This is a genomic window from Myxococcus dinghuensis, from assembly GCF_024198235.1.
In the GTDB taxonomy this organism is placed as follows: domain Bacteria; phylum Myxococcota; class Myxococcia; order Myxococcales; family Myxococcaceae; genus Myxococcus; species Myxococcus dinghuensis.
Map to the genome: position 1 here is coordinate 133,056 of NZ_JAKCFB010000011.1, position 22,502 is coordinate 155,557.

The following is a 22,502-nucleotide window of genomic DNA, read 5'->3' on the forward strand; positions in this document are numbered from 1 at the left end:
CGGGGTGGGACAATCTGCCCCCGACGTCCGGTTTCCACGGTGGATGCATCTGTGCCGCCGGGCGGTTAGGGTGCCGTCTCCGTCATGGCTTCTTCCTTCCGTCTCTCTCGCGCCCAGGGCCTGGCCCTGCTGGCCTGCCTCCCCCTCCTCCTGCCCGCCGCCGCGCTGGCCCAGTCGTCGGAGGATGGGGGGGTCATCATCAACGTCCCGGACGCCTCCAGCGGCGAGGGAGGCGCGGACCGGGACAACCCGGAGCAGGACGACGGGACGGGACGGGTGACGACGTCCTGCCGGAGCACGAAGGACTGTTCGCCCCGCTTCACGTGCCAGAGCGGCTCCTGTCGCTACACGGGTGTACGCCAGGCCAACCAGCAGGGGTGTGTGTTGGGGGCCGAGGCGGCGTTGCTGGTGGTCGGGCTGGCCGCGATGGCCGTGCCCCGCCAGAAGAGGTAGGCGAGCATGCGACTGGGCCTCAAGGCGGACTCGCTGCTGGAGCGCGTGGCGGACTGGTTCAACCTGGCCCCCCAGCCGCTGGCGCACGCCTTCTTCGGGATGATGGCGTCGCGCACGCTGATGGCGGGGGCGCGGCTGGGCCTCTACGGCGCGCTGGCGGAGGAGGGCTCCGCCACGTCGGAGGCGCTGGCGTCCCGGCTGGGGTTGTCGCCGGAGGGAACGCGGTCGCTCTTGGAGGCGCTGGTGGCGTGCGAGGCGGTGGAGCGCCAGCGCGACGGGCGCTACCGCCTGGCGCCGCGCTCGAAGCGGTGGCTGGATCCACGCTCGTCCCGGTACGTGGGCGCCTTCCTGGAGTTCAACTACGCCCAGTGGGACTGGTGGACGGGGCTGGAGGGCGTGGTGCGCTCCGGCCAGGCGGTGGACATCCACGACTTCGCGCCGGAGGACCCCCGGTGGCGGGACTACATCCACGCCATGCACCAGCTGGCGCGGCTGGCGGCCCCGGAGGTCGCCGCGGCCATCCCCCTGCCCCGGGGGGCGAGGCATCTGTTGGACCTGGGCGGTGCGCACGGGTGGTACGCGGCGGAGCTGTGCCTGCGCCACCGGGGCCTGCGGGCCACGGTGCTGGACCTGGAGGGCAGCGCGCGCGTGGGCCGGGGCATCATCGCCGCGGCGGGGCTGAGCCACCTGGTGGGCCACCGCGAGGGCGACATCCTCGGCGCGGACCTGGGCGGGCCCTATGACGGCGTGCTGCTGTTCCAGGTGATGCACCACCTGTCGCCCGCGCAGAACGTGGCGCTGCTGCGGCGCATCCGCTCCGCGCTGGCGCCCAAGGGGACGCTGGCGGTGCTGGAGTACCTGAGGGGCGACATCGAGGACCCGGCCAGCTCCGCGCCCCTCATCGGCCTGCACTACTTCGTCACCTCCGGCGCGGCGGCGTACACCCCGGCGGAGGTGGAGGGATTCCTCGACGATGCGGGTTATCGCATCGAGAGCAGCCGGCCCATCCGCCACCTGCCCCTCCAGACGCTCCTCATCGCCCGCCTGGACTGAGCCGGGCGCCCCGCCGGGCGCCGGGCGGCCAGGACGCGCCGGTGCGCTTCTGGTCCCACTCCGCGAACCGGTGGGCTACCCTTGGCCGCCTTCTCATGGTTCCCGAGGCACCCCTCTCCCCCGACTCGCCCGACGTGGCGCTCGCCGTCGACCTCGACGGGACGCTGGTGCGCACGGACACGCTGCACGAGAGCCTGCTCGTGCTCTTCAAGCGCGCCCCCTGGCTGCTGCTGCTCCTGCCGCTCTGGGTGCTGAAGGGCAAGGCGTTCTTCAAGGCGGAGGTGTCGCGGCGGGCCACGCTGGACTTCGCGCACCTGCCCTACCACGACGAGCTGCTGGCCTTCCTGCGCGAGGAGAAGGCGCGGGGCCGCAAGCTGGTGCTGGCCACGGCCGCGGACCAGCGCATCGCGGAGGGCGTGGCGAAGCACCTGGAGCTCTTCGACGCGGTGTTCGCCAGCGACGGCGTGACGAACCTGTCCGGCGCGCGCAAGCTTTCGCGGCTGCGGGAGGCGCTGGGCACGTTCGACTACGCGGGCAACGACGCGGTGGACCTGCCGCTGTGGCAGCAGTCCCAGCGGCTGGTGGTGGTGCACGCGCCGGCGGGGGTGCTCGAGCGGGCGCGGGGCCTGGGCCGGGAGGTCCACAAGGTCTTCGAGCGCCCGTCCACGGGGGTGCGCACGTGGGTGAAGGCGCTGCGGGTGCACCAGTGGGCGAAGAACGCGCTCGTCTTCGTGCCGCTGCTGGCCGCGCACAAGGCGGCGTCGGGGGACCTGCTGGCGAAGGCCGGGCTGGGCTTCCTCGCGTTCAGCCTGTGCGCCTCCAGCGTGTACGTGCTCAACGACCTGCTGGACCTGGACTCGGACCGGCGGCACCCGTCGAAGAAGAAGCGCCCGTTCGCCGCGTGCGCGCTGCCGGTGAGCACCGGCGTGGTGCTGGCGCCCGTGCTGCTCGCGGCGGGGGCGGCGGTGTGCGTGCTGCTGCCGTCGAGCTTCGCGGCGCTGCTGGCCACGTACTACGTGCTGACGCTGGCGTACTCGCTGCGGCTCAAGCAGGTGGTGATGCTGGACGTGCTGGTGCTCGCCGGGCTGTACACGGTGCGCATCTTCGGCGGCTCGCTCGCGGTGGACGTGCCCACGTCGCGCTGGCTGCTGATGTTCAGCATGTTCCTGTTCCTGTCGCTGGCGCTGGTGAAGCGGCTGAGCGAGGTGCGGCGGCTGCGGCTGTCCAACGAGACGTCCGCGCACGGGCGCGGCTACCTGGCGCAGGACTACGAGCAGCTCGCCAGCCTGGGCGCGGGCGCCGGCCAGGTGTCCGTGCTGGTGCTGGCGCTCTACATCTCCTCGAAGGAAGTCACCGTCTACTACGACCACCCGGACCGGCTGTGGCTGCTGTGTCCGGTGATGATCTACTGGGTGGGCCGGGTCTGGGTGCTGGCGCACCGGGGCCTCGTGAACGAGGACCCGCTCGTCTTCGCGCTCAAGGACAAGGTGAGCTACGCGGTCGGGCTCGTCTCCGCCCTGGTGCTGTGGGCGGCCACGTGAGAGGGCTTGCGAGATGAGGTCACCGGAGTCCTGGGGGCGCTATCCCCGCGTCGAGCAGACCACGCACCCCCTGGTGTGGCGCACGGACGCGCTGCCGTCCCTGTCCGGGAAGATGCTGCCGCACGGGCTGGGGCGCAGCTACGGCGACTCGTGCCTCAACGCGGGTGGGACGCTGCTGCTGACGTCGGGCCTGGACCGCTTCATCGCGTTCGACCCGGCCACCGGCGTGGTGCGGTGCGAGGCGGGCGTCACGCTGGACATGATCCTGCGGCTGGCGGTGCCGCGCGGCTGGTTCCTGCCCGTGACGCCGGGCACCAAGTACGTGACGGTGGGCGGGGCCATCGCCAACGACGTGCATGGCAAGAACCACCACCGGGGCGGGACGTTCGGCCGGTACGTGCGGCGCTTCGAGCTGGTGCGCTCGGACGGCAGCCGCCGGGTGTGCGCGCCGGACGAGCACGCGGACTGGTACGGCGCGACGATTGGCGGCCTGGGGCTGACGGGGCTGGTGACGTGGGCGGAGGTGCAGCTCAAGCCCATCCACAACCCGTTCGTGCTCCAGGAGACGGTGCCGTTCGAGAACCTGGACGCGTTCCTGAAGGTGGCGCGCGAGTCGGAGGCGGACCACGAGTTCACCATGGCGTGGGTGGACTGCCTGGCGCGCGGGAAGAAGGTGGGCCGGGGGCTGCTGTACCGGGGCAACTTCGCGCCGCCGCAGTTCGACCGGCTGCCCCTGGCCAAGAGCCACCTGTCGCACGGCATCGGGCTGGCGGTGCCCATGGACATGCCGTCGTTCTGCCTCAACCGGCTGTCGGTGTCGGCGTTCAACTGGCTCTACTACCACCGGCAGAACGGCAAGCCGCAGCAGCGGCTCACGCACTACGACCCGTTCTTCTATCCGCTCGACGCCATCTACGGCTGGAACCGCATCTACGGCTCGCGCGGCTTCCTCCAGTTCCAGTGCGTGGTGCCGTACGCCACGGCGCGCGACGCGCTGAAGGAGATTCTGGAGCGCAGCTCGCGCGGCGGGCTGCCCAGCTTCCTGTCGGTGTTGAAGACGTTCGGGGACGTCCCCTCGCCGGGGTGGATGTCCTTCCCGCGGCAGGGCGTGACGCTGGCGATGGACTTCGCCAACCGGGGCGAGAAGACCTACCAGCTGGTCGAGGACCTGGACCGGCTGACGCGCGAGGCGGGCGGCGCGGTGTACCCGGCGAAGGACGCGCGGATGAGCGCGGAGAGCTTCGCGGCGTACTTCCCCCGGCGCGCCGAGTTCGCCGGCTACGTCGACCCCGCCTTCTCGTCGTCCTTCTGGCGGCGGATGAACCCCGTGAGCCTCCCCTTCTCGTTGGAGGCGGAGCGCGGCGCGGGCGCGCCCCAGCCCCAGTCCGTGCTTGCGCTTCGCTGACTCCTTTCCGAGATTGCCCTGCCCATGAAGAAAGTGCTCGTCCTCGGCGCCACCAGCGCCATTGCCCAGGCGACGGTGCGGCTGCTCGCCGCGCGCGGGGCCTCGCTGTACCTCGTCGGCCGCAACGCGGAGAACCTGGAGGCGGTGGCGAGGGACGCGGCCACCCGGGGCGCGGCGAAGGTCGACTCCCAGGCCGTGGACCTGAACACCTTCGACGCGCACGAGGCGCTGGTGGACGGCGCGTTCCAGTCGCTGGGCGGCTTGGATGGCGTGGTGCTCGCGCACGGCGTGCTGGGAGACCAGGCGGAGGCGCAGCGCTCGTGGGAGGCGACGGAGGCGGTGCTGCGCACCAACTTCCTGAGCGCGGTGTCGCTGCTGACGGTGCTGGCCAATCGCTTCGAGGCGCAGAAGGCCGGCACGCTGGTGGTGATTTCGTCGGTGGCGGGGGACCGGGGCCGGCAGAGCAACTACGTGTACGGCGCGTCCAAGGGCGCGCTGAACGTGTTCCTCCAGGGCCTGCGCAACCGGCTGGCGAAGTCCAACGTCGCGGTCGTCACGGTGAAGCCCGGCTTCGTGGACACACCGATGACGGCGCACCTCCCGAAGAACAAGCTCTTCGCATCTCCAGACAAGGTGGCGCGTGGGCTGCTGCGCGCGGCGGACGGACGCAAGAACGAGGTCTACGTCCCCGGCATCTGGGCGCTCATCATGCTCATCATCCGGAGCATCCCGGAATCCGTGTTCAAGAAGCTCAAACTGTAGCGTCGCGCGCCAGCGCCCGGCGCAATGCTTGTCAGGGGGCGTTGGTATCCCCACACTCCAGGCATGGCCTACGGCAAGCGTGAACTGGAGAGGGAAGCGACCCTCTCGGACATCGAGGCCCTGCCCGAGGGCGTCGTGGGCGAGATCATCGATGGAACGCTGTATGCGCATGCCCGCCCTGGCGGCGGGCATGTCTATTTCGGGCTGAGACTCTTCGGGGAGTTGGATAGCCCCTTCCAACTCGGCAATCCTGGACCGGGCGGCTGGTGGCTCATGGTCGAGCCAGGCATCCAGGTCCCGGGCTCACCCGAGTTCGTACCGGACCTGGCCGGCTGGCGCCGCTCGCGAGTCCCTTCGCTCCCCGAGCGTCAGTGGACCACGCCTCCTGACTGGGTCTGCGAAATCCTGTCCCCGTCGACGCGCGCCTATGACCGGCGCATCAAGCGTCCCTTCTACGCGCGCATCGGCGTCCAACACCTGTGGTTCATCGACCTGGAGGAGCGCACGCTCACCATCCACCAGCAGTCGGACGGACGGTGGTTGGAACTGGGCGTCTTCGGAGAGGAGGACACCCTCGTGAAGGCCGCGCCCTTCGAGGACCTCGAGCTGCGGCTCGGCTGGCGCTGGCGCTCCGTCCAACCGAGCACCTGAGCCAGCGCGGGCGCCGCGACCCTAGCGAGGCGCCGGTCGGAACCAGCCCGGCTCCTTCCGCACCGTCGTGCCGCCGGTGAACATCCCTCCGGTGAAGAACGCATCCTCGAAGAAGATGTAGGGGTGGACGAGGTCGGGGCGGCCCGCCGCCTCCAGCTTCGCGGCCTGCGCCGGCGGAAGCTCCACGTCCAGCGCGCGCATGTTGGACTCGAGCTGCTCGGACTTCGTCGCCCCGATGATGGTCGAGGCCACCCCCGGCCGCCGCGCCACCCACGCCAGCGCCACCTGCGCGGGCGACTTGTCCAGCTCGCGCGCCGCCGAGATGAGCGTGTCGACGATGCCCCAGTTGCGCTCCGTGAAGAGCTTCACGATGCCGGGGTTGCCGTTCTCCAGCGCGCCCTTCAGCCGCCCGTCCCCCTTCGCGTTGACGCCCTCCCGGGTGTACTTGCCGGACAACAGCCCGGAGCCCAGCGGACTCCACGGGACGATGCTCGCGCCCAGCTCCAGCGCCGCGGGGATGTGCTCACGCTCGATGTTGCGCTCCACCAGCGAGTACTCGAGCTGCAACGCCACCACGCGCTCCAGCCCCTCCTTCTCCGCCAGCGTCTGCGCCCGCGCGAAGTACCACGCCGGCACGTCCGACAAGCCGAAGTAGCGAATCTTCCCCTGCCTCACGAGGTCCGTGAGCGTGTGCATCACCTCCTCCAGCGGAGTGATGCCATCCCACGCGTGCATCCAGTACAGGTCCACGTAGTCCGTCTTCAGCCGCCGCAGCGAGTCCTCCAGCGCCCGGCGGAGGTTCTTGCGGCCGTTGCCTCCCGCGTTCGGGTCGCCCGGCGACGTGTTGACGGTGAACTTCGTGGCGATGACGGCCGCGTCACGTCCGCCGTTGCTCGCGAAGTAGTCACCGATGATGCGCTCGCTCGTGCCGCCGGTGTAGCCGTCCGCCGTGTCGATGAAGTTGCCCCCCGCCGCGAGGTAGCGGGCGAGCAGTTGGTGGGCCGTCTCCTTCGGACTGCCCCACCCCCACTCCGTGCCGAACGTCATGGTGCCCAGGGCCAGCGGGCTCACCCGCAATCCCGAACGCCCCAGCAGGTGGTACCGCGCCAACGAGTCGATGCGCTTGTCCTTGGCCATGCGTGCCTCCGTGAATGCACTCAAGGTGCACGCCGTGCGCTTTTTCGAGAAGAGGCGTCCGCCGCAAAGACTGTTTAGAGTGGCTTCACAATGGCCGCTTCCAGGCTCCACGAGCTATCGGTGTTCCTCATCGTCGCCCGGCACAAGAGCTTCACGCGCGCGGCGAAGGAGCTGGGTGTCTCCACGTCGGCGGTGAGCCAGACGGTGCGCCAGTTGGAGGAGCGGGTGGGGCAGGCCCTGCTCTTCCGCACGACGCGCAGCGTGTCGCTCACCGACGTGGGACAGCGCCTGATGGAGCGCGCGACGCCGGGAGTCGAGACGGCCATGGACGCGCTCGAGCACCTCTTCACCGACAGCACGCAGCTCTCCGGGACGCTGCGCCTCACGGTGCCCGTGTTCGCGCTCGCCACCATCCTCGAACCCATCCTCCCCCGCTTCCTCCAGGAGCACCCCCAGGTCCGGGTGGAGGCCCGCGTCAGCGACCGGTTCGTGGACATCGTGTCGGAGGGGCTCGACGCGGGGTTCCGGTTGGCGGAGTCCGTCGAGCGCGACATGGTGCAGGTCCGCCTCACGCCCGCGTTCCGCTTCCTCGTGCTCGGCTCGCCCGACTACCTGCGCAGGCGCGGCACGCCGACGAAGCCCGCGGACCTCGTGAAGCACGACTGCCTCAGCTACCGGGCGCCCACCACGGGCCTCATCTACCACTGGGAGCTGGAGCGCGGACGACGGACGCTGCGCGTCCCCGTGAAGGGCCCCGTCGTCTCCGACAGCGCCCACTTCCTGATGCGCATGGCGGCGGCGGGCCTGGGGCTGACCTACGCCGCGGAGCCGGAGGCCGCCCCCTTCCTGCGCGCCGGCACGCTCCAACCGGTGCTCGAGGACTGGGCCCCGTCCGTCCCCGGCGTCTTCCTGTACTACCCCCACCGCACCCGCGCCTCGCCGCTCCTGCGCGCGTTCGTCGAGGTGGCGAGGAAGGTCCTACCGGTGCGTTGAACCGGGGCGCGGCACGGGCATGACAGAGCGCCGGGGCGGCGCGTCCGCCGTCCGTCCACACGGCCCGCTCCGAGCCGGAAGCGCCTCGCACAACGGCGTCCCCGAAGCCTCCGGCAACGCGACCTCCAGCCACGACGCGAGCGTGGGCGCGAGGTCCAGCGGAGTGATGGCGCGTCCCTCTCGCACGGCCGGCAGTCCCTGTCCGAAGACGACCAGCGGCACGTGCGTGTCGTATTCGTACGGCGTTCCGTGCGTGCTCGCGTGCGCATCCTCCACGCCCAGCAGGACATGCGGCGCAGGGATGACGACGAGGTCTCCCGAGCGCTCGGGCACGTACTCGCCCCGCACCTCCCGCGCGAAGCCCCGCCTGCCACCCGCGCCCACGTCGGCCGAGGACACGACCTCCGCGATGCCCGGAATCCCCCGGAGCACCTCACGGGCCACCGCGAGGACCGCCTCCTTGCGGACCGCACGCGCCTCGATGCGCTCCCGGCGCGGATACAGATGCGGAGCACTGCAGGCCTCCACCCAGTCCTCAGGACCGAAGGCCTTGTCCAGCGCGGACTCCACGGCCTCGGTCACCCGCGCCTCCGACAAGCGCTGTCCGGCCTGCGCGGGGGCCGGCGCCATGCCATGGTCCGCCGTCATCGCCACCAGCACATTGCCGAGCCCGACCTCGCGGTCCAGCGAGGCGAGGAACGCGGCGAGCGCGCGGTCCAGTTGGAGCAGCATGTCCACCACCTCGTGACTCTCCGGACCGTAGCCGTGGCTCAGCACGTCCACGCTCGACACCCCCACCGCAAGCAGGGCCCTGGCGCCCGCGCGCTGCCCGAGCTGTTCCGCGTGGGTGGCGCTCGCGGCGAAGTCGAACAACGCGCGCGCGCCCAGGGGCGTGTAGAGGAATGCGTCGCGCGTGGTGAGGGGATGGGGGAAGGTCCGTCCCAGCTGCTCGGGTGGGCGCTCCCGAGCGTCGTCATCGGGGCCGAGCGTGGCGTATACCTCCGGGGCCTCGCCTCGCGTCCACGCGGTCGCCTTCACTTCCGCGTTCGCCTGGTTCCACGAGGCCACCCACTCGGGGAGCCGCTCGGCATGGTGGCGGCTCGTGGTGAAGCCCCGCTCACCCCACCAGTAGGCCTGCCCGCGATGGCCCCCGAGCATGATGGCCGCGCGGTCCTTGAGGGACACGGAGACGACTCGGGAGGAGCCGTGCGTCGCCAGGAGGCGATCTCCCAGCGTCGCCACGAGCAGTCGTCGAGGCGACACGCCCTTCCCCTTCGGGTCATCGAGCAGCGGGCTGGCGTCGTCGTTCACACAGCTCACCTCCCGGCCCTGCTCCCGCGCATACCACTCGTTGGAGATGATGCCGTGACGCGCGGGCAGCGCGCCGGTCGCGAGGGTGGCGTGGCCAGGACACGTCTTCGTCGTCGCGTAGGGGTAGCGCGCGGCGTCGAAGACGGTGCCTTCCTTTTAGCAACCTGCGGAACCCGCCGGGCCCCATCCGGTGACGCCAGCGCTCCAGGTCGTCGTAGCGCAGCCCATCGAAGACCAGCCGTGAGGGGCATCCTGCGAGGCGAGCCACTCATCAATCCAATGGATGGTTTCGATGATTCCGATAGAATGGTTCGATGGACCTCGACCCCCGCTATCTCGAGACATTCCTGATGGTGAGTCGGGAGCGCGGCTTCGGTCGCGCGGCCACCCTGCTCCACCGGACCCAGCCCGCGGTCAGCTACCAGATACAGAAGTTGGAGGAGCAGCTCGGCACGAGGCTCTTCGACCGGACGACGCGGCGCCTGACGCTGACGGAGTCCGGCGCGAAGCTCCATGCGCTGTGCGAGCGCTTCTTCGAGGAGTTCGGTCGGCTCGCGAAGGCCTTCCAGGAGGGGGACAGCGCCCCTTCGCCCCTGCGCATCGCCTCGGTGAGCGGCTTCGGACGCTACGTGCTCTATCCGCTCCTCTCGCGGGAGGCGAAGGCGGCGCCGTACTCCCTCCGCTACCCCACGGCCGACCAGGTGTTCACCTCACTGGAGGACGGGACCTGTGACGTGGGCTTCGTCTACCTGCCGCACGTGTCGAGTCGGCTGCTGACGACGCCGGTGTGGCGCGAGAAGCTCGTGCTCGTCGGCCCCGCGTCCGAGCGTGGACGTCCCATGCCGTCACTCGCCGCGTTCGAGACGCTGCCCTTCGTCACCTACGACGAATGCGAGTACGTGTTCGGCAGGTGGTTCGAGGCGATCTACGGGCGGCAGCCCCGTTCGGTGCGCGGCACGTACCACTTCGAGGAGCTGGAGGAGGTCGTGGGCACGGTGGCGGCGGGACACGGTTGGTCCATCCTCCCCGACCACTGCGTGGCCCGCGCCGTGCGCGAGGGCACGGTCTTCGTCCCACGATTTCCCGGGCGCAAGCAGGTCGTCAATCGCATCTACGCCGTGCGCCGGGCGAACGCGCCGGAGCATCCCACCGCGCTCCGGCTCATCGAGGCGCTCTGCGTCGCGAGTGGGCAGGACGGTGACGTGCCCCCCGAACCCGTGAAGCGCCGTTCCAGGAGCACGAAACGCTGAACCCCACGGCGCGCCTCAGGGGCTCAGTCGAGCGCGCCGTCGATGACCTTCTTCGCGATGCCGAATGGGAAGCCCGCGCGGGCGAGCGCGGCGAGGTCGCGCTGGCGATTCTCCTCGCGGGTCGTCGGGTCGCGACGGAAGGGCCCGAGGCGCTTCTTGCGTGCCCAGATGCGCGCGGCGGCCTCGTCGGAGACCTCCGCGGTCGCCAAGGCCAGCTTGCGTTGCACCAACTCCGCGTCGACGCCCTTGAGTCGCAGCTTCTGCATGATGACCCGCGAGCTGCGCCCCGAGGCGCGCAGTGACTGGGCCTTCATGCCCGCGTAGGCGTCATCGTTGATGAGCCCGTTGCGCATGAGCTTCTGCACGAGCGCGTCGATCCATCCGAGCGCCTCCGCGCGGTCCCCGCCGTGCTCCTTCACCGAGCGGTCCACGCGGCGCACCAACACGCGGCGCAGCTGGCTCACCGTGGAGGCGTAGCGCTTCAGGTAGTGGAGCGCCGCGTTCTCCAGATAGCGGGGTGACACCTTCCGTGGACGCTTCTGCGTCCTCGGGGGCCTGCTGTCCTGTCCGGTCCTGTCCTCGTCCACGCGGCTCCCTATCTACCAGGGCACCCTGACGCGGGTGGGGACAAGCTTCGTGGGTGGGCAGGCAAGCAGGATGTCCGAGCCCCACGCCTCGAATCGTCACCGCGCCGGTGGTTCCACTACCCTCGAGGAGACGGGCACTCCAGGTCGCGGACGTCTCCCCCATCCGCCGAGCACGAGCCGCGGTCGCCTGACGCCCGGCTCGGAGTGGAGTCGCGCGGCCCGTCAGGTCCCTCGCTGCTCCGCCAGCCGCGCGGCCCGGGTCAGCAGGTAGTCGCGCTCGGGGATGCTCGCGGTCCTGCCGGCCGCTCGCCGGTAGTGTGTCACGGCGGCGGCGTACCTCCCCGCCCGCTCCAGCAGGTGCGCGCGCACGACATCGAGGCGGTGGTGGTCCGACAAGCGCGGGTCCGCGTCGAGCGGCTCCAACGCCTTCAACCCCGCCTCCGGCCCCTCCACCATCGCCAGGGCCACCGCGCGGTTGAGCACCACCATCGGGTTGTCCGACAACCGCATCAGCACGTCATAGAGCCCGAGGATCTGCGGCCAGTCCGTGTCCTCGGCCCGCTTCGCCTCGTCATGCACGGCGGCGATGGCCGCCTGGACCGGGTACTCCCCCGCCGGTCCCCGGGACAACGCCGCCGTCACCAACGCGATGCCCTCCGCGATGGCCTCCGCATCCCACAGGCTCCGGTCCTGCTCGGAGAGCGGAATCGGCTCCCCGGCCGGCCCCGTCCTCGCCTCGCGCCGCGCGTCCGTCAGCACCATCAGCGCGAGCAGCCCCGTCACCTCGCCGTCCTCCGGCAGCCGCGCGTGGAGCATCCGCGTCAGGCGCAGCGCCTCGCCCGACAAGTCGCAGCGGTGCAGCGCCGCGCCCTCGCTCGCCGTGTAGCCCTCGCTGAACACGAGATAGAGCACGTGCAGCACCGCCCCGAGCCTCCGCTCGCGCTCCTCCACCGAGGGGAGCTGGAAGGGCACCCCCGAGGCCCTGATGCTCTGCTTGGCCCGGCTGATGCGCTGGGCCATCGTCGCCTCCGGCACGAGGAACGCCCGGGCGATCTCCACCGTCGTCAGGCCCCCCACCGCGCGCAGCGTGAGCGCGATGGCGGACGCCGTCGACAACGCCGGGTGACAACACATGAAGAGCAGGACGAGCGCATCGTCCCGCCCCGTCGACTCGTCGTCATCCGGCCCCAACACGAGCTGGAGCTCCGGCGGCACCAGGCTCACCACCAGCTCCTCACGACGGCGGCGGGCCGACTCCGCCCGCGCCTGGTCGGTGATGCGCCGCGCGGCCACCTGGAGGAGCCAGCCGTGCGGGTTGTCCGGCAGGCCCTCGCGCGGCCACTGCTCGGCCGCGGCCATCAACGCCTCCTGCACCGCGTCCTCCGACGCGGCGAAGTCATGGAAGCGGCGGATGACCGAGCCGAGCACCCGCGGCGCCAGTTCGCGCAGCAGGTGCTCGATTCGCGAGGCCCGGGACGACACCATCACGGCATCGCGTCGGGCGGCGGCGCGCTCATCACCTGGCGCACCTCGATGGGCATGTTGAGCGGAACCCCACCCTGCCCCGGCGCCGCCGACGCCTCCGCCGCGATGGCATACGCCCGCTCCGGGCTCTCCACGTCCACCATCCAGTAGCCGACGAGGAACTCCTTCGACTCCGGGAACACCCCGTCGGTGATGGGCTTGCCGTCCTTGTCCGCGCGCACCCGCCGCGCCTGGTCCGGCCCCGCCAGCCCCTCCGCGCCGACCAACTCCCCGGACGCGGCGAGCTTCTGCGCGAAGCCCTTCATGAACGCGATGTGCGCCTGGAGGTCCTTCTGCGGCCACGAGGCGACCTGGTACGGCCCCTTCCCGGGGTGGTTCATCATCAGGAGATACTTCACGGTCGGCATCCTCTCGAATCCGGCCACCCGTCCATCGGGGGCGCGGTCATGGGCAGGTCGGAGCCGAGCGCGCGTTCTCGACATCCGCGCCGAAGATATTCGTCGCTCCCAGGCACGCAAACGACGAGCCCACCCCGCGCACAGTCTCCTACTCGGGGCGGCAGGGCCCCATGAGGGCACGACGCACCGCGTTCTCCCTCATCCAGCAACGGCTCCGCCGACTCTCCGAGCGGCTTCACTACACTCCGCGTTCGGAGACCCGCCATGTCGACCGCCGCCCCGCTGCATGTCGAACCCGTGCCCCCGCCCGAGCCCGCCGCGACGCCCGCCGTGCCTCCGGAGCCCGCCCCCTGGCCCCTGGCCGCGCGCATCGCGTTCCGCTTCACCTGCGTGCTCGTGCTCCTCACGTGCTTCCCCTACCCGCTCGACAACATCCCGGGCGGCTACACCGTCATCGCGGAGGTCAACTCCTTCTGGAGCACCGTGGTGCCGTGGCTCGTCCTCCACACGACGGGCTTCGAGGTCACCGAGCCCCCGCTCATCACCGGCAGCGGCGACACCCAGCTCGAGTTCGTCAAGGCGGGCTTCTTCCTCCTCCTGTCGGTGGTGGCGACCCTCGTCTGGTCCATCCTCGATGCGCGGCGGCCCCGGTATCCGCGGGCGCACCACTTCCTGCGCGTCTACGTCCGGTACGTCCTCGCCGGCGCGATGCTGGGCTACGGCTTCGTCAAGCTCTTCCCGTCGCAGTTCCCGCCCATCGGGGAGGAGCGGCTGGCACAGCCCCTGGGCGAATTCTCCCCCATGGGACTGCTGTGGACCTTCATGGGGTACTCGCTCGGCTACAACATCCTCACCGGCGGCGCGGAGGTCCTGGGCGGCCTGCTGATGTTCTTCCGGCGGACCACCACGCTGGGCGCGCTGGTCCTCGTCGGGGTGCTGACGAACGTGGTGGCGCTCAACTTCTTCTACGACGTGCCCGTCAAGCTGTACTCCCTGCGGCTGCTGCTGCTCGCGGTGTTCCTGCTCGCCCCCGACCTGCGGCGGCTCGTCGACGTGCTGGTCCTCAACCGCGCCACCCGCCCCGCGGAGATTCAACGCCCCTTCCACCTGCCCAGGCGCGTCACCTGGGGCCTGCTCGCCGCGAAGCTGGTCCTCGTGGGCCACTTCATCTACGGCAACGCCATCCAGGGCTGGGGATCGTACCAGCGCTTCCAATCGAGCGGGCCGCCGCCGGCGCTCATGGGCATCTACGACGTCGAGGGCTTCCATCGCGGAGGACAGGAGCTCGACGGCGGCGAGCGCTGGAGGCGCTTCAGCATCAGCCCCTACGGACACGTGCAGATACGCACCGCGGGCAACTCCCGCACGCGCTTCAGCCTCGTCGAGTCCGCCGAGAACAAGACGCTCACCCTCACCGAGCTATGGGTCGCGGAGCCGAAGCAACTGACGCTCACCTTCGAGAAGCCCGACCCCACGCACCTCGTGCTGCGCGGGGACCAGGAGGGCGCGCCCATCGAGGTGCACCTGCGCAAGGTGGACACCTCCAACTCCCTGCTCCTGAACCGCGGCTTCCACTGGGTGCAGGAGCAGCCCTTCAACCGCTGACGCTCAGTCGGCGCGGACGGCGACGTCCTCGCGCGCGAGCGCGGGGACCTCGCGCCCCTCCCCGAACCCCAGCGCCCAGAAGCGCGGACGCACCGGCTCGCGCGCCAGCAGGCGCAGCAGCAGGAACTTCGCCTCGTCCTGCCCGTCGAAGGCCATGGGGAAGGTGTTGTAGTGCATCGCGACCGACGTCGAGGAGCGCAGCACGTGGTGCGCGTCCAGCGCCTCGCGAGGCCCCATGTGCACGGTGTGGAGGATGCGCGGGCGGTACGCGCCGATGGGCAGCACCGACAGGCGCATGGGCCCGAAGCGCTCGGCCACCATGGCGAAGTGCGGCCCGAAGCCGGTGTCCCCCGCGAAGAGCACCGGCCCGCCGCGCGTGGAGATGACGTAGCCGGCCCACAGCGTCTCCTCCACGTCCGTCAGGCCCCGGTTGGAGCGGTGTTGCGCGGGCACCGCCGTCACCGCGACGTCCGGCGTCACCTCCGTGGCCTGCCACCAGTCCAACTCCTCCACGTGCTGGAACCCCTCCGCGTCGAGCAGCGCCTTGTTGCCCAGGCCGACGACGAAGCGCGGGTGGTGCGCCGCCTCCAGCCGCCGCAGCGTGGGCAGGTCCATGTGGTCGTAGTGGTTGTGGCTCACCACCACCACGTCGATGGGCGGCAGGTCCTCGAAGCGGATGCCGGGCGGGTGCACGCGCCGCGGCCCGAGGAAGGACACCGGGCTGGCCCGGTCCGAATAGATGGGGTCGGTCAGCACGTTGACGCCATCCGCCTGGACCAGCACGGTGGCGTGGTTGATGACCGTCACGCGCAGCGTCCCGGCGCCCACCCGCTCCGGCGGAGGACGCCCCGGGGGCAGGTCCTCGTAGTCGCGCCACTCCCCGCGCTTCTCCTGCAGCGCCGCCGACACCAGCTGGGACACCCCCAGCCGGGGAGCGTCCCCCAGGTTCTTGAACTTCTCGCCGTCGAAGTGCGCCGTCACCGGACCGCGATGACTCGGGCCCGCGAACAGGCACCCGCCGAGCAGCGGCGCGCACACGAGGAGGAGGAGGGACAGACGCCCCGGGCTTGCGGGGGGATGGCGGGGAGACATGGCGGAAGGTCGCTCCGTCGGCGTGGAGGCTGGCCCACCGGCCCGGGCCAGGACGAGCCCGATGTTAATGAGCGGCGCCGGGGGCCGCAGCGCCATCACGAGGACGCGGCGACGGAGGTCGTCTCGGAGACGACAGCGGAGGCGGCCGGGCGCTCGCGCAGCCAGGCCACGGTGTCGCGCAGCGTCTCCTCCAGGGGCCGGAACGAGGCGCCCAGCTCCCGCTGGGCCTTGCGCGAGTCCACGGACAGCTTCGCGTGCATGACGCGCACCCCCTCCACCGTCAGGGACGTGGAGCCGCCCGTCAGCCGCGCCCCCGTCTGGGCCAGGGCGCCCAGCGTCACCGCCAGCCAGTGCGGCAGGACGCGGCGCGGCGCCTTCACCCCCGTCAGCCGCTCCAGCCCCATCGCGAGCTGCGAGAGCGTCACGAACCCGCCGCCCACCAGGTAGCGCTCCCCAGGCCGGCCCTTCTCGATGGACACCACCGTGGCCTCGGCCACGTCGCGCGCGTCCACCAGGCACGAGCCGCCATCCAGCATCGCCGGCAGCCTGCCCCCGAGGAAGTCGAGCACGAACTGGCCCGCGCCGGTGGGGCCCGCGTCCCAGGGGCCGAACATCCACCCCGGCAGGATGAACACCACCGGCATGCCCGTGCGGGCGCTGAAGGCGTTCAGCTCCCGCTCCGACTCCACCTTGCTCTTGAAGTACAGGTTGTCCGCGACGAGCGGAGCGGCCGGCGTGGACTCGTCGCCCGGAGAGCCATCCGGCTTCAACCCCACGGTGCCGCTGGAGCTGACGTCCACGAAGCGCTTCACGCCCCGGCGGTGCGCCTCCTCCGCCAGCGCCACCGTCCCCTTCACGTTGATGGCGTACAGCTTCGGCCAGTGGTCGCCGGCGGCGTAGTATTCGCGGAAGTAGGCCGCGGTGTGGATGACCACGTCGCACCCCTCCAGCGCGGCCGCGAAGCCCTGCACGTCCTCCATGTCCCCCTCCACCACCTCCACCCCGGCCAGCCCTCCCAATACCTGCCGCGCCTTCGCCGGTGAGCGCGCCAGCGCCCGCACCGCGTACCCCCGCGACACCAACGCCCGCACCAGGTTGTTGCCCAAGAGCCCCGTGCTTCCCGTCACGAACGCGCGCATGCGGCGCCTCCCAGCAAATGTGAACAGTATTCAGATAAGGCCCGGTCTAAACACTGTCAAGATGAACGCCTCGGGATGGAGGGTGGGGTCGTGACGACACAGGGACGGAAGACGGCGGCGCCGCGCAAGCGGCGGACGTACCACCACGGGGATTTGCGGCAGGCGCTGGTGGACGCGACGCTGGCGCTCATCGCGAAGGAGGACGTGGGGGCGGTGTCGCTGCGGGAGGTGGCGCGGCGGGCGGGGGTGACGGCGGCGGCGCCGTACCACCACTTCCGGGACAAGAACGCGCTGCTCGCGGCGGTGGCGGAGGAGGGCTACCGGGCGCTCAACCAGCGGATGGAGGAGGCGCTCGCGAGGACGCGGGCGCCGGACCTGGCGGGGCGGGTGCGGGCCCTGGGGCGCTGCTACGTGTCCTTCGCGGTGGAGCACCCCGCGCACTACCGCGTCATGTTCCGCGAGGAGTGGGGCGACGAGGAGAAGTACGCGGCGGTCCACGAGGAGGGGATGCGCGCCTTCCAGCGCCTGCTGGAGCTGACGGCGGAGGCGAGCGCGGCGTCCGGGGGCAAGGTCGACATGGAGACCCTGGCCTTCAACATCTGGGCGTGGGTGCACGGCCTCGCGTCGCTGTGGAACGAGGGGCCGCTGCGCAAGAAGACCGGGAGCGACTCCATCTCCCCGCTGCTGGAGCGCTCGCTGGACCTGCTGGTGATGCTGATCGTGGGGAGCTGAACGCCCCTCACGCCACGACGGAGCGCAGGAGGCGCTCGAACAACCAGGGGCTCTTCTCCAGCACCTTCACCACCGGACGGCGCAGCCGCGGCCTGCGCGCCAGCGTGAGCAGCGCGCGCGTGGTCCACGCGTACTTGCGGAACACGCCCTGGAAGGCGTGCTCGTAGGGGCGCAGCGCGTCCACGCCCGCCCCCTTCGCCAGCGCGTCCGGGAGCAGCGTCCCCAGCGACTCCGCGCAGGTGAAGGCCAGCGACAGCCCCTCGCCCGTCAGCGCGTCCACGTAGCCCGCGGCGTCGCCCACCAGGGCGAAGCGGTCCGCCACCCGCGCGCGCGCCACCCGCGCCAGCGGCCCCGCGCCCCGCACCTGGGAGTCCGGCGTCATGCCGTGCAGCCGCGCCTCCAGCCGGGGGAAGCGCGCCAGGAGCGTGTCGAAGCCCACGCGGCCCTCCACCCCCCCGTCCTCCCACAGGAAGGCCAGGCCCACGCGCCGCGCCCCGGCCGGCGTCACGTACGCCTCCACGCCGCTGGCGAAGTGGACCTCCACGAACGGCGACCACGGCGCCACCTGGAAGTGCTGGCGCAGCCCGAAGCGACGGGGCACGTCCGCGTCCACCTCCAGGCCCTCGGCCCGCCGCAGCGGCGAGCCCAGCCCGTCCGCGGCGACCAGCATCCGCGCCTCCACGGGCGCGTCCGCCGTCTCCAGCGACATGCCCTCCGCCGTCCTGCGGTGGGACAGCACCTGCGTGCGCTCGCGCAGCTCCACGCCCACCGCGCGCGCCCGCGCCACCAGCGCCGAGGCGAGCGCCACCCGCCGCACGCCCAGCCCGCCGGGCTCCGGCAGGCGCCCCTCCACCGAGCCTCCGTCCTCCTGCACGTAGCGGATGCCCACGAAGGGCGCGCTCTCGCCGCGGTCCAGGTGCGGCAGCGCGCCCAGCCGCTCCAGCGCGGCCAGCCCCGGGGGCATGAGGCCCTCGCCACAGGCCTTGTCCGCGGGCACCGTCGCGCGCTCCAGCACCACCGTGTTCAGCCCGCGCGTCGCGGCGTGGATGGCCACGGCCAGCCCCGCGGGACCGGCCCCCACCACCGCCACGTCGTACCGCCTCACGGCTCCTGCTCCGCCCGGGCCATGGCGAGCGCGCTCTTCGCCATCTCCACCGCCATGCCCACCATGCCCACCTTCTTCGGCGGCGTCAGCGCGCCCGTCTGGTAGCGCCGCAGCGCCTCGCTCCGGCGCAGCTTGCCGCTCGACGTGCGCGGCAGCGTCCCGGGCTCCAACAGCCGCACCGTGTGCGCGCGCACGCCCGTCGCCTCCAGCACCGCCGCGCGGATGCGCTCCTCCACGGCCTCCGCCGCCTCCGGCCCCGAGCGCTCCGCGAGGATGAGCAGCGCCTCGTCCGTCTCGCCCTCCGGGACGAAGCCCAGCGCCACCGCGCAGCCGGTGCGCACGCCGTCCACGCCGTGCAACGGGTCCTCGAAGGCCTGCGGCGCGTGGTTGGCGCCCCGGATGATGACCACGTCCTTCGCGCGGCCCGTCAGGTACAGCTCCCCGTCCGCGAGGAAGCCCAGGTCCCCCGTCTCCAGCCAGCCGTCCGTCGTCAGCGCCCGGCGCGTGGCCACCGCGTCGCCGAAGTAGCCCGCCATGAGCGACGGCCCGCGCGCGAAGACGCGCCCCACCCGCCGCTCCGGCAGCACCACGCCGTCCGCGTCGCGCACCTCCACCTCGAAGCCCGCCACCGGCGAGCCCACGCTCACCAGCTCCCGGGTGCCGTCCTCCACCAGCCCCTCGCGCGCGAGCCGCTCCGGGTCCACCCCCAGCCCGCGCGGCCCCCGCGCGGAGGGCGGGAAGGTCACCGCCAGCGAGGCCTCGGACAGGCCGTAGACGGGGCGCAGGGCGCGCGGTGAGAAGCCCCACTTCTCGAAGCGCTCGGCGAAGCGCCGCAGCGTCTGGAGGGACACCGGCTCCGCGCCGTTGAGCGCGTGCTCCCACGACGACAGGTCCACGCCCTGCATCTCCGCGTCCTTCACCCGCTTGAGGCACAGGCCATACGCGAAGTTGGGCGCGGGCGAGATGGCGCCCCGGTGCCGCGACACCGCGCGCAGCCACAGCGCGGGCCGGGCGAGGAAGACCTCGGGCGGTATCAGCACCAGGTGCCCGGGGAAGACGAGCGCGGCCAGCAGACAGCCGATGAGGCCCATGTCGTGGTACAGCGGCAGCCAGCTCACGCCCACGCGCGGCCCGCCGGGAGGCAGGGGCATGGCCACCTCCAGCGCCGCCAGCTGCGCCATCAGCGCGCCGTGGGTCAGCGCCACGGGCTTGGGCGCCACCGTCGACCCGGAGGAGAACTGGATGAGGCCCAGCGCCTCCGACCGCACCCGCACCTCCAGCGAGTCGTCGCCGCGCGACAGCTCCTCCACCGTGTGGCAGCCCAGCCGGGGCCGCGCGCGCTCCACGCTCGGCCCCAACAGCAGCCGCACGCGCGAATCCGTCAGCACCAGCGCCGCCCCCGTCACCTGGAGCATCCGCGCCGTCGCCTGGTGGTACTCCTCCAGCCGCCCCAGCCGGACCGGCGGATACAGCGGCACCGGCACCGCGCCGGCCAGCAGCGTCCCGAAGAACGCGTCCATGAAGGCGGGCGACGTGGGCAGGAGCAGCGCCACCCGCTCGCCCTCGCGCACGCCCAGGCGCGCCAGGCCCGCCGCGGTGCGCCGGGCGCGGCGGTAGACGTCCGCCCAGGGCAGCACCTCCTCGCGCTCCGCCGAGTCCACGAACGTCAGTTGGAAGGACGTCGCGCTCGTCGCCGCGAGCGCCTCGTTCAACGTGGCGTAGCGCGACGCGGGGAGCTGGGGGCCCCTCACGAGCGGGCCTCCACCGGCGCGCGCGACGGGGCGGCGACGCGGTTGGCCACCAGCCGCACCAGGTCCGCCACCGTCTTCACCTCCTGCGCGTCCTCCTCCGACAGGCGGATGCGGAAGCGGTTCTCCAGCCCCACCGCCAGCACCGTCAGGCCGAGGCTGTCGAGCTGCAGGTCCCGGAGCAGGTCCTGCTGCGGCTCCACCGCGCCCTTCCACTCCAGCTCCTCGACGGCGATGCGGCGGATCTCCGCCAGGACCTCCTTCTCGAGCTCAACCATGCGGCACCTCCGGAATGAAGCGGGGACGGTGGGAGAACGCTCGCGCGTAGGCCTCACCCAGCGCCGCCTCCTCCGCGCGGATGCGCACGAAGAGCAGCGCCGCGTTGCCCACCGAGAAGACGACGGCGGTCCACCACGCGCCGTGGATGAGCGGCACGCAGGCCAGCTCCAGCACCACGGCGACGTAGTTGGGGTGGCGCAGGAAGCGATAGGGCCCGTGCGTCACCGGCGGCAGGCCCGGCACCGTGATGATGCGCGAGTTCCACCGCGCGCCCAGCGTGGCGATGGCCCAGTAGCGCAGCGCCTGCGCCGTCACCGCGCCCGCCAGCGCCACCCATCCCCACGTGCCCGGGAACGGCCGGTCCCGGAGGAAGACCTCCGCCACGCACGCGCCCAGGAAGAGCGTGTGGAAGACCACCATGAAGCGGTAGTGCGCCTGGCCGGACTCCACGCCCCCCTGCGCGAAGGCGAGCGCCGCGTTGCGCCGGGAGAGCACCAGCTCCACCACCCGCTCCAGCACGAGCAGGGCCATGTAGCCCAGGAAGACGGCCTGAGTGGGGGTCACCATCGCAGGAGCACCATCTCCGCGCAGAAGCCCGGCCCCATGGCCAGCATCAGCCCCCAGTCCCCCGGCCGCGCGCCGGCCTGCTCCAGCGTCTCCCCCAGCACGAACAGCACGGACGACGACGACAGGTTGCCCACCTCCTGCAGCGAGGCCCAGGAGCGCGAGAGCGCCGAGGACTCCAGCTCCAGCGCCTCCTCGAAGGCCTGGAGCACGCGGGGCCCGCCGGTGTGCGCCACCCAGTGGCGGATGTCGCTGCGCCGCAGGCCCTGCTCCACCAGGAAGTCCTCCACGTTGCGGCGCACGTGGTCCTTCACGAGCTGCGGGACCTTGGCGGAGAGGATGACCTTGAAGCCGGAGTCCACCACGTCCCAGCCCATGATGCGCTCGGTGTCCGGATAGAACACCGAGCGCGAGGCCACCACGCGCGGCCCCTTCGCGCCGGGCACCTCCGCGCCGCTGAGCACCGCGCACGCCGCGCCGTCACCGAAGAGGCCGGAGGCGATGATGTTGGGGATGGACAGGTCCTCGCGCTGCAGCGTCAGCGAGCACAGCTCCACGGAGACGAGCAGCGCGGTGTGCGAGGGGAAGGCGCGCAGGTAGTCCGCCGCGCGCGCCAGCCCCGCCGCGCCCGCCACGCAGCCCAGGCCGAAGATGGGCGTGCGCTTGAAGTCCTCGCGGAAGCGCAGCAGGTTCGCCAGCCGCGCCTCGACGCTGGGCGTCGCGATGCCCGTCACCGTGACGAAGAAGACGTGGTCCACGTCCCTCGCCGTCAGCTCCGCGCGCTCCAACGCCTGGCGCACCACCTGCTCGCCGAGCAGCGTGGACTCGCGAATCCACGCGTCGTTGCGCTGCTGGAAGGTGGCCAGCCCCGGGTAGGCGTCCACGGGCAGCGCCAGGTAGCGGCCCTTCACCTGGACGTTGCGGTGCAGCTCCTCCAGGCGGTCCAGGTTGAAGTGGCGCGTCGCCCAGACCTCGCGCAGCGCCGCGATGAGCTGCTCCTGCGTGGCGTAGTGGGCGGGCAACGCGCGTCCCACCGCGCGGATGTACGGCAAGCTGCGGTCGTGGCCAGGGGGGGCACTGTGCATGGGGTCTCGGTCCGTGCGACGAGCAGGAAACCACGCTTAGCCGGAACCGGGCGAGGACGCGATATGCACGCGTCGTCTTCAGCACCCCCAGGCGTCATCCGCGCGCACCAGTGTCACGCGGATGACG

General features: G+C 71.9%; 21 protein-coding genes and 1 pseudogene. 10 read left to right on the top strand and 12 right to left on the bottom strand.

Annotated features, from left to right (window positions below):
* Positions 1-84: 84 nt before the first annotated feature.
* The 6 genes from LZ198_RS17250 (at position 85) to LZ198_RS17275 (ending at position 5,865) form a co-directional block, all read left to right on the top strand.
* Positions 85-453, top strand: a complete 369-nt coding sequence (locus tag LZ198_RS17250; protein ID WP_253973078.1) for an MXAN_6627.5 family MYXO-CTERM protein — start codon at positions 85-87, stop codon at positions 451-453.
* 6 nt (positions 454-459) lie between these two features.
* A complete protein-coding gene (locus LZ198_RS17255) occupies positions 460-1,506 on the top strand; it encodes a class I SAM-dependent methyltransferase (protein ID WP_253973079.1) in 1,047 nt (348 codons plus the stop codon).
* Positions 1,507-1,601: 95 nt separating this feature from the next.
* Positions 1,602-3,047, top strand: coding sequence for a UbiA family prenyltransferase (locus LZ198_RS17260; protein WP_253973080.1), 1,446 nt, complete (start codon positions 1,602-1,604; stop codon positions 3,045-3,047).
* 13 nt (positions 3,048-3,060) lie between these two features.
* Positions 3,061-4,452, top strand: a complete 1,392-nt coding sequence (locus LZ198_RS17265) for an FAD-binding oxidoreductase (protein ID WP_253973081.1) — start codon at positions 3,061-3,063, stop codon at positions 4,450-4,452.
* Between the two features lie 24 nt (positions 4,453-4,476).
* Positions 4,477-5,214: an SDR family oxidoreductase gene (locus LZ198_RS17270; RefSeq protein WP_253973082.1), complete on the top strand. Its 738-nt coding sequence runs from the start codon at positions 4,477-4,479 to the stop codon at positions 5,212-5,214.
* 63 nt (positions 5,215-5,277) lie between these two features.
* Positions 5,278-5,865 carry a Uma2 family endonuclease gene (locus LZ198_RS17275; RefSeq protein ID WP_253973083.1) on the top strand — a complete coding sequence of 196 codons (588 nt, stop codon included), beginning with the start codon at positions 5,278-5,280 and terminating at the stop codon, positions 5,863-5,865.
* A gap of 21 nt (positions 5,866-5,886) precedes the next feature.
* On the opposite strand, the gene LZ198_RS17280 is transcribed toward LZ198_RS17275, so the two are convergent.
* Positions 5,887-7,002 carry an aldo/keto reductase gene (locus LZ198_RS17280; RefSeq protein WP_253973084.1) on the bottom strand — a complete coding sequence of 372 codons (1,116 nt, stop codon included), beginning with the start codon at positions 7,000-7,002 and terminating at the stop codon, positions 5,887-5,889.
* Positions 7,003-7,092: 90 nt separating this feature from the next.
* Between LZ198_RS17280 and LZ198_RS17285 the strand changes: the two genes are divergently transcribed.
* Positions 7,093-7,995 (top strand): LysR family transcriptional regulator, encoded by a 903-nt coding sequence (locus tag LZ198_RS17285; protein ID WP_253973085.1) that lies wholly within the window; start codon positions 7,093-7,095, stop codon positions 7,993-7,995.
* Here the strand turns inward: LZ198_RS17285 and LZ198_RS17290 are convergent.
* Positions 7,981-9,447, bottom strand: a pseudogene (locus LZ198_RS17290) (alkaline phosphatase family protein); the annotation flags it as partial. The gene LZ198_RS17285 and the pseudogene LZ198_RS17290 sit on opposite strands and share 15 nt — an antisense overlap.
* A 173-nt stretch (positions 9,448-9,620) precedes the next feature.
* Here LZ198_RS17290 and LZ198_RS17295 point away from each other — a divergent pair.
* A complete protein-coding gene (locus tag LZ198_RS17295; RefSeq protein WP_253973086.1) occupies positions 9,621-10,556 on the top strand; it encodes a LysR family transcriptional regulator in 936 nt (311 codons plus the stop codon).
* A gap of 23 nt (positions 10,557-10,579) precedes the next feature.
* Here the strand turns inward: LZ198_RS17295 and LZ198_RS17300 are convergent, their stop codons facing one another.
* The 3 genes from LZ198_RS17300 to LZ198_RS17310 all read right to left on the bottom strand — a co-directional run bounded on the left by LZ198_RS17300 (position 10,580) and on the right by LZ198_RS17310 (position 13,035).
* Entirely contained in the window at positions 10,580-11,143 is a 564-nt protein-coding gene (locus tag LZ198_RS17300; protein WP_253973087.1) for a regulatory protein RecX, read from the bottom strand.
* A 222-nt stretch (positions 11,144-11,365) separates the two neighbouring features.
* The gene (locus tag LZ198_RS17305) at positions 11,366-12,628 is read right to left on the bottom strand and encodes an RNA polymerase sigma factor (protein ID WP_253973088.1); all 1,263 of its coding nucleotides are present in this window, start codon (positions 12,626-12,628) and stop codon (positions 11,366-11,368) included.
* Positions 12,628-13,035 carry a YciI family protein gene (locus LZ198_RS17310; protein WP_253973089.1) on the bottom strand — a complete coding sequence of 136 codons (408 nt, stop codon included), beginning with the start codon at positions 13,033-13,035 and terminating at the stop codon, positions 12,628-12,630. Before LZ198_RS17310 ends, LZ198_RS17305 begins: the two co-directional genes overlap by 1 nt.
* 255 nt (positions 13,036-13,290) lie before the next feature.
* Here LZ198_RS17310 and LZ198_RS17315 point away from each other — a divergent pair, with 255 nt between their 5' ends.
* On the top strand, positions 13,291-14,631 hold the full coding sequence (locus tag LZ198_RS17315; RefSeq protein ID WP_253973090.1) for a DoxX family protein: 1,341 nt from the start codon (positions 13,291-13,293) through the stop codon (positions 14,629-14,631).
* Positions 14,632-14,634: 3 nt separating this feature from the next.
* Here the strand turns inward: LZ198_RS17315 and LZ198_RS17320 are convergent, their stop codons facing one another.
* On the bottom strand, positions 14,635-15,723 hold the full coding sequence (locus tag LZ198_RS17320; protein WP_253973091.1) for an MBL fold metallo-hydrolase: 1,089 nt from the start codon (positions 15,721-15,723) through the stop codon (positions 14,635-14,637).
* 95 nt (positions 15,724-15,818) lie between these two features.
* The gene (locus LZ198_RS17325; protein WP_253973092.1) at positions 15,819-16,862 is read right to left on the bottom strand and encodes an SDR family oxidoreductase; all 1,044 of its coding nucleotides are present in this window, start codon (positions 16,860-16,862) and stop codon (positions 15,819-15,821) included.
* Between the two features lie 90 nt (positions 16,863-16,952).
* Here LZ198_RS17325 and LZ198_RS17335 point away from each other — a divergent pair, with 90 nt between their 5' ends.
* Positions 16,953-17,594, top strand: a complete 642-nt coding sequence (locus tag LZ198_RS17335; RefSeq protein ID WP_323382713.1) for a TetR/AcrR family transcriptional regulator — start codon at positions 16,953-16,955, stop codon at positions 17,592-17,594.
* A 7-nt stretch (positions 17,595-17,601) separates the two neighbouring features.
* Here the strand turns inward: LZ198_RS17335 and LZ198_RS17340 are convergent, their stop codons facing one another.
* The 5 genes from LZ198_RS17340 to LZ198_RS17360 are packed head-to-tail and all read right to left on the bottom strand — an operon-like array spanning position 17,602 to position 22,375.
* Complete coding sequence (locus LZ198_RS17340) at positions 17,602-18,699, bottom strand: NAD(P)/FAD-dependent oxidoreductase (RefSeq protein ID WP_253973093.1); 1,098 nt, start codon at positions 18,697-18,699, stop codon at positions 17,602-17,604.
* On the bottom strand, positions 18,696-20,450 hold the full coding sequence (locus tag LZ198_RS17345; RefSeq protein ID WP_253973094.1) for a fatty acyl-AMP ligase: 1,755 nt from the start codon (positions 20,448-20,450) through the stop codon (positions 18,696-18,698). The genes LZ198_RS17340 and LZ198_RS17345 overlap by 4 nt, the downstream gene beginning before the upstream one ends.
* Positions 20,447-20,725 carry an acyl carrier protein gene (locus tag LZ198_RS17350; protein WP_253973095.1) on the bottom strand — a complete coding sequence of 93 codons (279 nt, stop codon included), beginning with the start codon at positions 20,723-20,725 and terminating at the stop codon, positions 20,447-20,449. Before LZ198_RS17350 ends, LZ198_RS17345 begins: the two co-directional genes overlap by 4 nt.
* The gene (locus tag LZ198_RS17355) at positions 20,718-21,293 is read right to left on the bottom strand and encodes an isoprenylcysteine carboxyl methyltransferase family protein (RefSeq protein WP_253973096.1); all 576 of its coding nucleotides are present in this window, start codon (positions 21,291-21,293) and stop codon (positions 20,718-20,720) included. The genes LZ198_RS17350 and LZ198_RS17355 overlap by 8 nt, the downstream gene beginning before the upstream one ends.
* Entirely contained in the window at positions 21,287-22,375 is a 1,089-nt protein-coding gene (locus LZ198_RS17360) for a type III polyketide synthase (protein WP_253973097.1), read from the bottom strand. The genes LZ198_RS17355 and LZ198_RS17360 overlap by 7 nt, the downstream gene beginning before the upstream one ends.
* Between the last annotated feature and the right edge of the window lie 127 nt (positions 22,376-22,502).

Bases quoted from the DNA above. Each gene is read 5' to 3' on its own strand.
- LZ198_RS17275 (WP_253973083.1), top strand. From the start codon at position 5,278: ATGGCCTACGGCAAGCGTGAACTGGAGAGGGAAGCGACCCTCTCGGAC.
- LZ198_RS17355 (WP_253973096.1), bottom strand. From the start codon at position 21,293: ATGGTGACCCCCACTCAGGCCGTCTTCCTGGGCTACATGGCCCTGCTC.
- LZ198_RS17270 (WP_253973082.1), top strand. From the start codon at position 4,477: ATGAAGAAAGTGCTCGTCCTCGGCGCCACCAGCGCCATTGCCCAGGCG.
- LZ198_RS17255 (WP_253973079.1), top strand. From the start codon at position 460: ATGCGACTGGGCCTCAAGGCGGACTCGCTGCTGGAGCGCGTGGCGGAC.
- LZ198_RS17305 (WP_253973088.1), bottom strand. From the start codon at position 12,628: ATGGTGTCGTCCCGGGCCTCGCGAATCGAGCACCTGCTGCGCGAACTG.
- LZ198_RS17325 (WP_253973092.1), bottom strand. From the start codon at position 16,862: ATGCGCGCGTTCGTGACGGGAAGCACGGGGCTCTTGGGCAACAACCTG.
- LZ198_RS17315 (WP_253973090.1), top strand. From the start codon at position 13,291: ATGTCGACCGCCGCCCCGCTGCATGTCGAACCCGTGCCCCCGCCCGAG.
- LZ198_RS17285 (WP_253973085.1), top strand. From the start codon at position 7,093: ATGGCCGCTTCCAGGCTCCACGAGCTATCGGTGTTCCTCATCGTCGCC.
- LZ198_RS17260 (WP_253973080.1), top strand. From the start codon at position 1,602: ATGGTTCCCGAGGCACCCCTCTCCCCCGACTCGCCCGACGTGGCGCTC.
- LZ198_RS17295 (WP_253973086.1), top strand. From the start codon at position 9,621: ATGGACCTCGACCCCCGCTATCTCGAGACATTCCTGATGGTGAGTCGG.
- LZ198_RS17250 (WP_253973078.1), top strand. From the start codon at position 85: ATGGCTTCTTCCTTCCGTCTCTCTCGCGCCCAGGGCCTGGCCCTGCTG.
- LZ198_RS17360 (WP_253973097.1), bottom strand. From the start codon at position 22,375: ATGCACAGTGCCCCCCCTGGCCACGACCGCAGCTTGCCGTACATCCGC.
- LZ198_RS17320 (WP_253973091.1), bottom strand. From the start codon at position 15,723: ATGTCTCCCCGCCATCCCCCCGCAAGCCCGGGGCGTCTGTCCCTCCTC.
- LZ198_RS17310 (WP_253973089.1), bottom strand. From the start codon at position 13,035: ATGCCGACCGTGAAGTATCTCCTGATGATGAACCACCCCGGGAAGGGG.
- LZ198_RS17280 (WP_253973084.1), bottom strand. From the start codon at position 7,002: ATGGCCAAGGACAAGCGCATCGACTCGTTGGCGCGGTACCACCTGCTG.
- LZ198_RS17350 (WP_253973095.1), bottom strand. From the start codon at position 20,725: ATGGTTGAGCTCGAGAAGGAGGTCCTGGCGGAGATCCGCCGCATCGCC.
- LZ198_RS17265 (WP_253973081.1), top strand. From the start codon at position 3,061: ATGAGGTCACCGGAGTCCTGGGGGCGCTATCCCCGCGTCGAGCAGACC.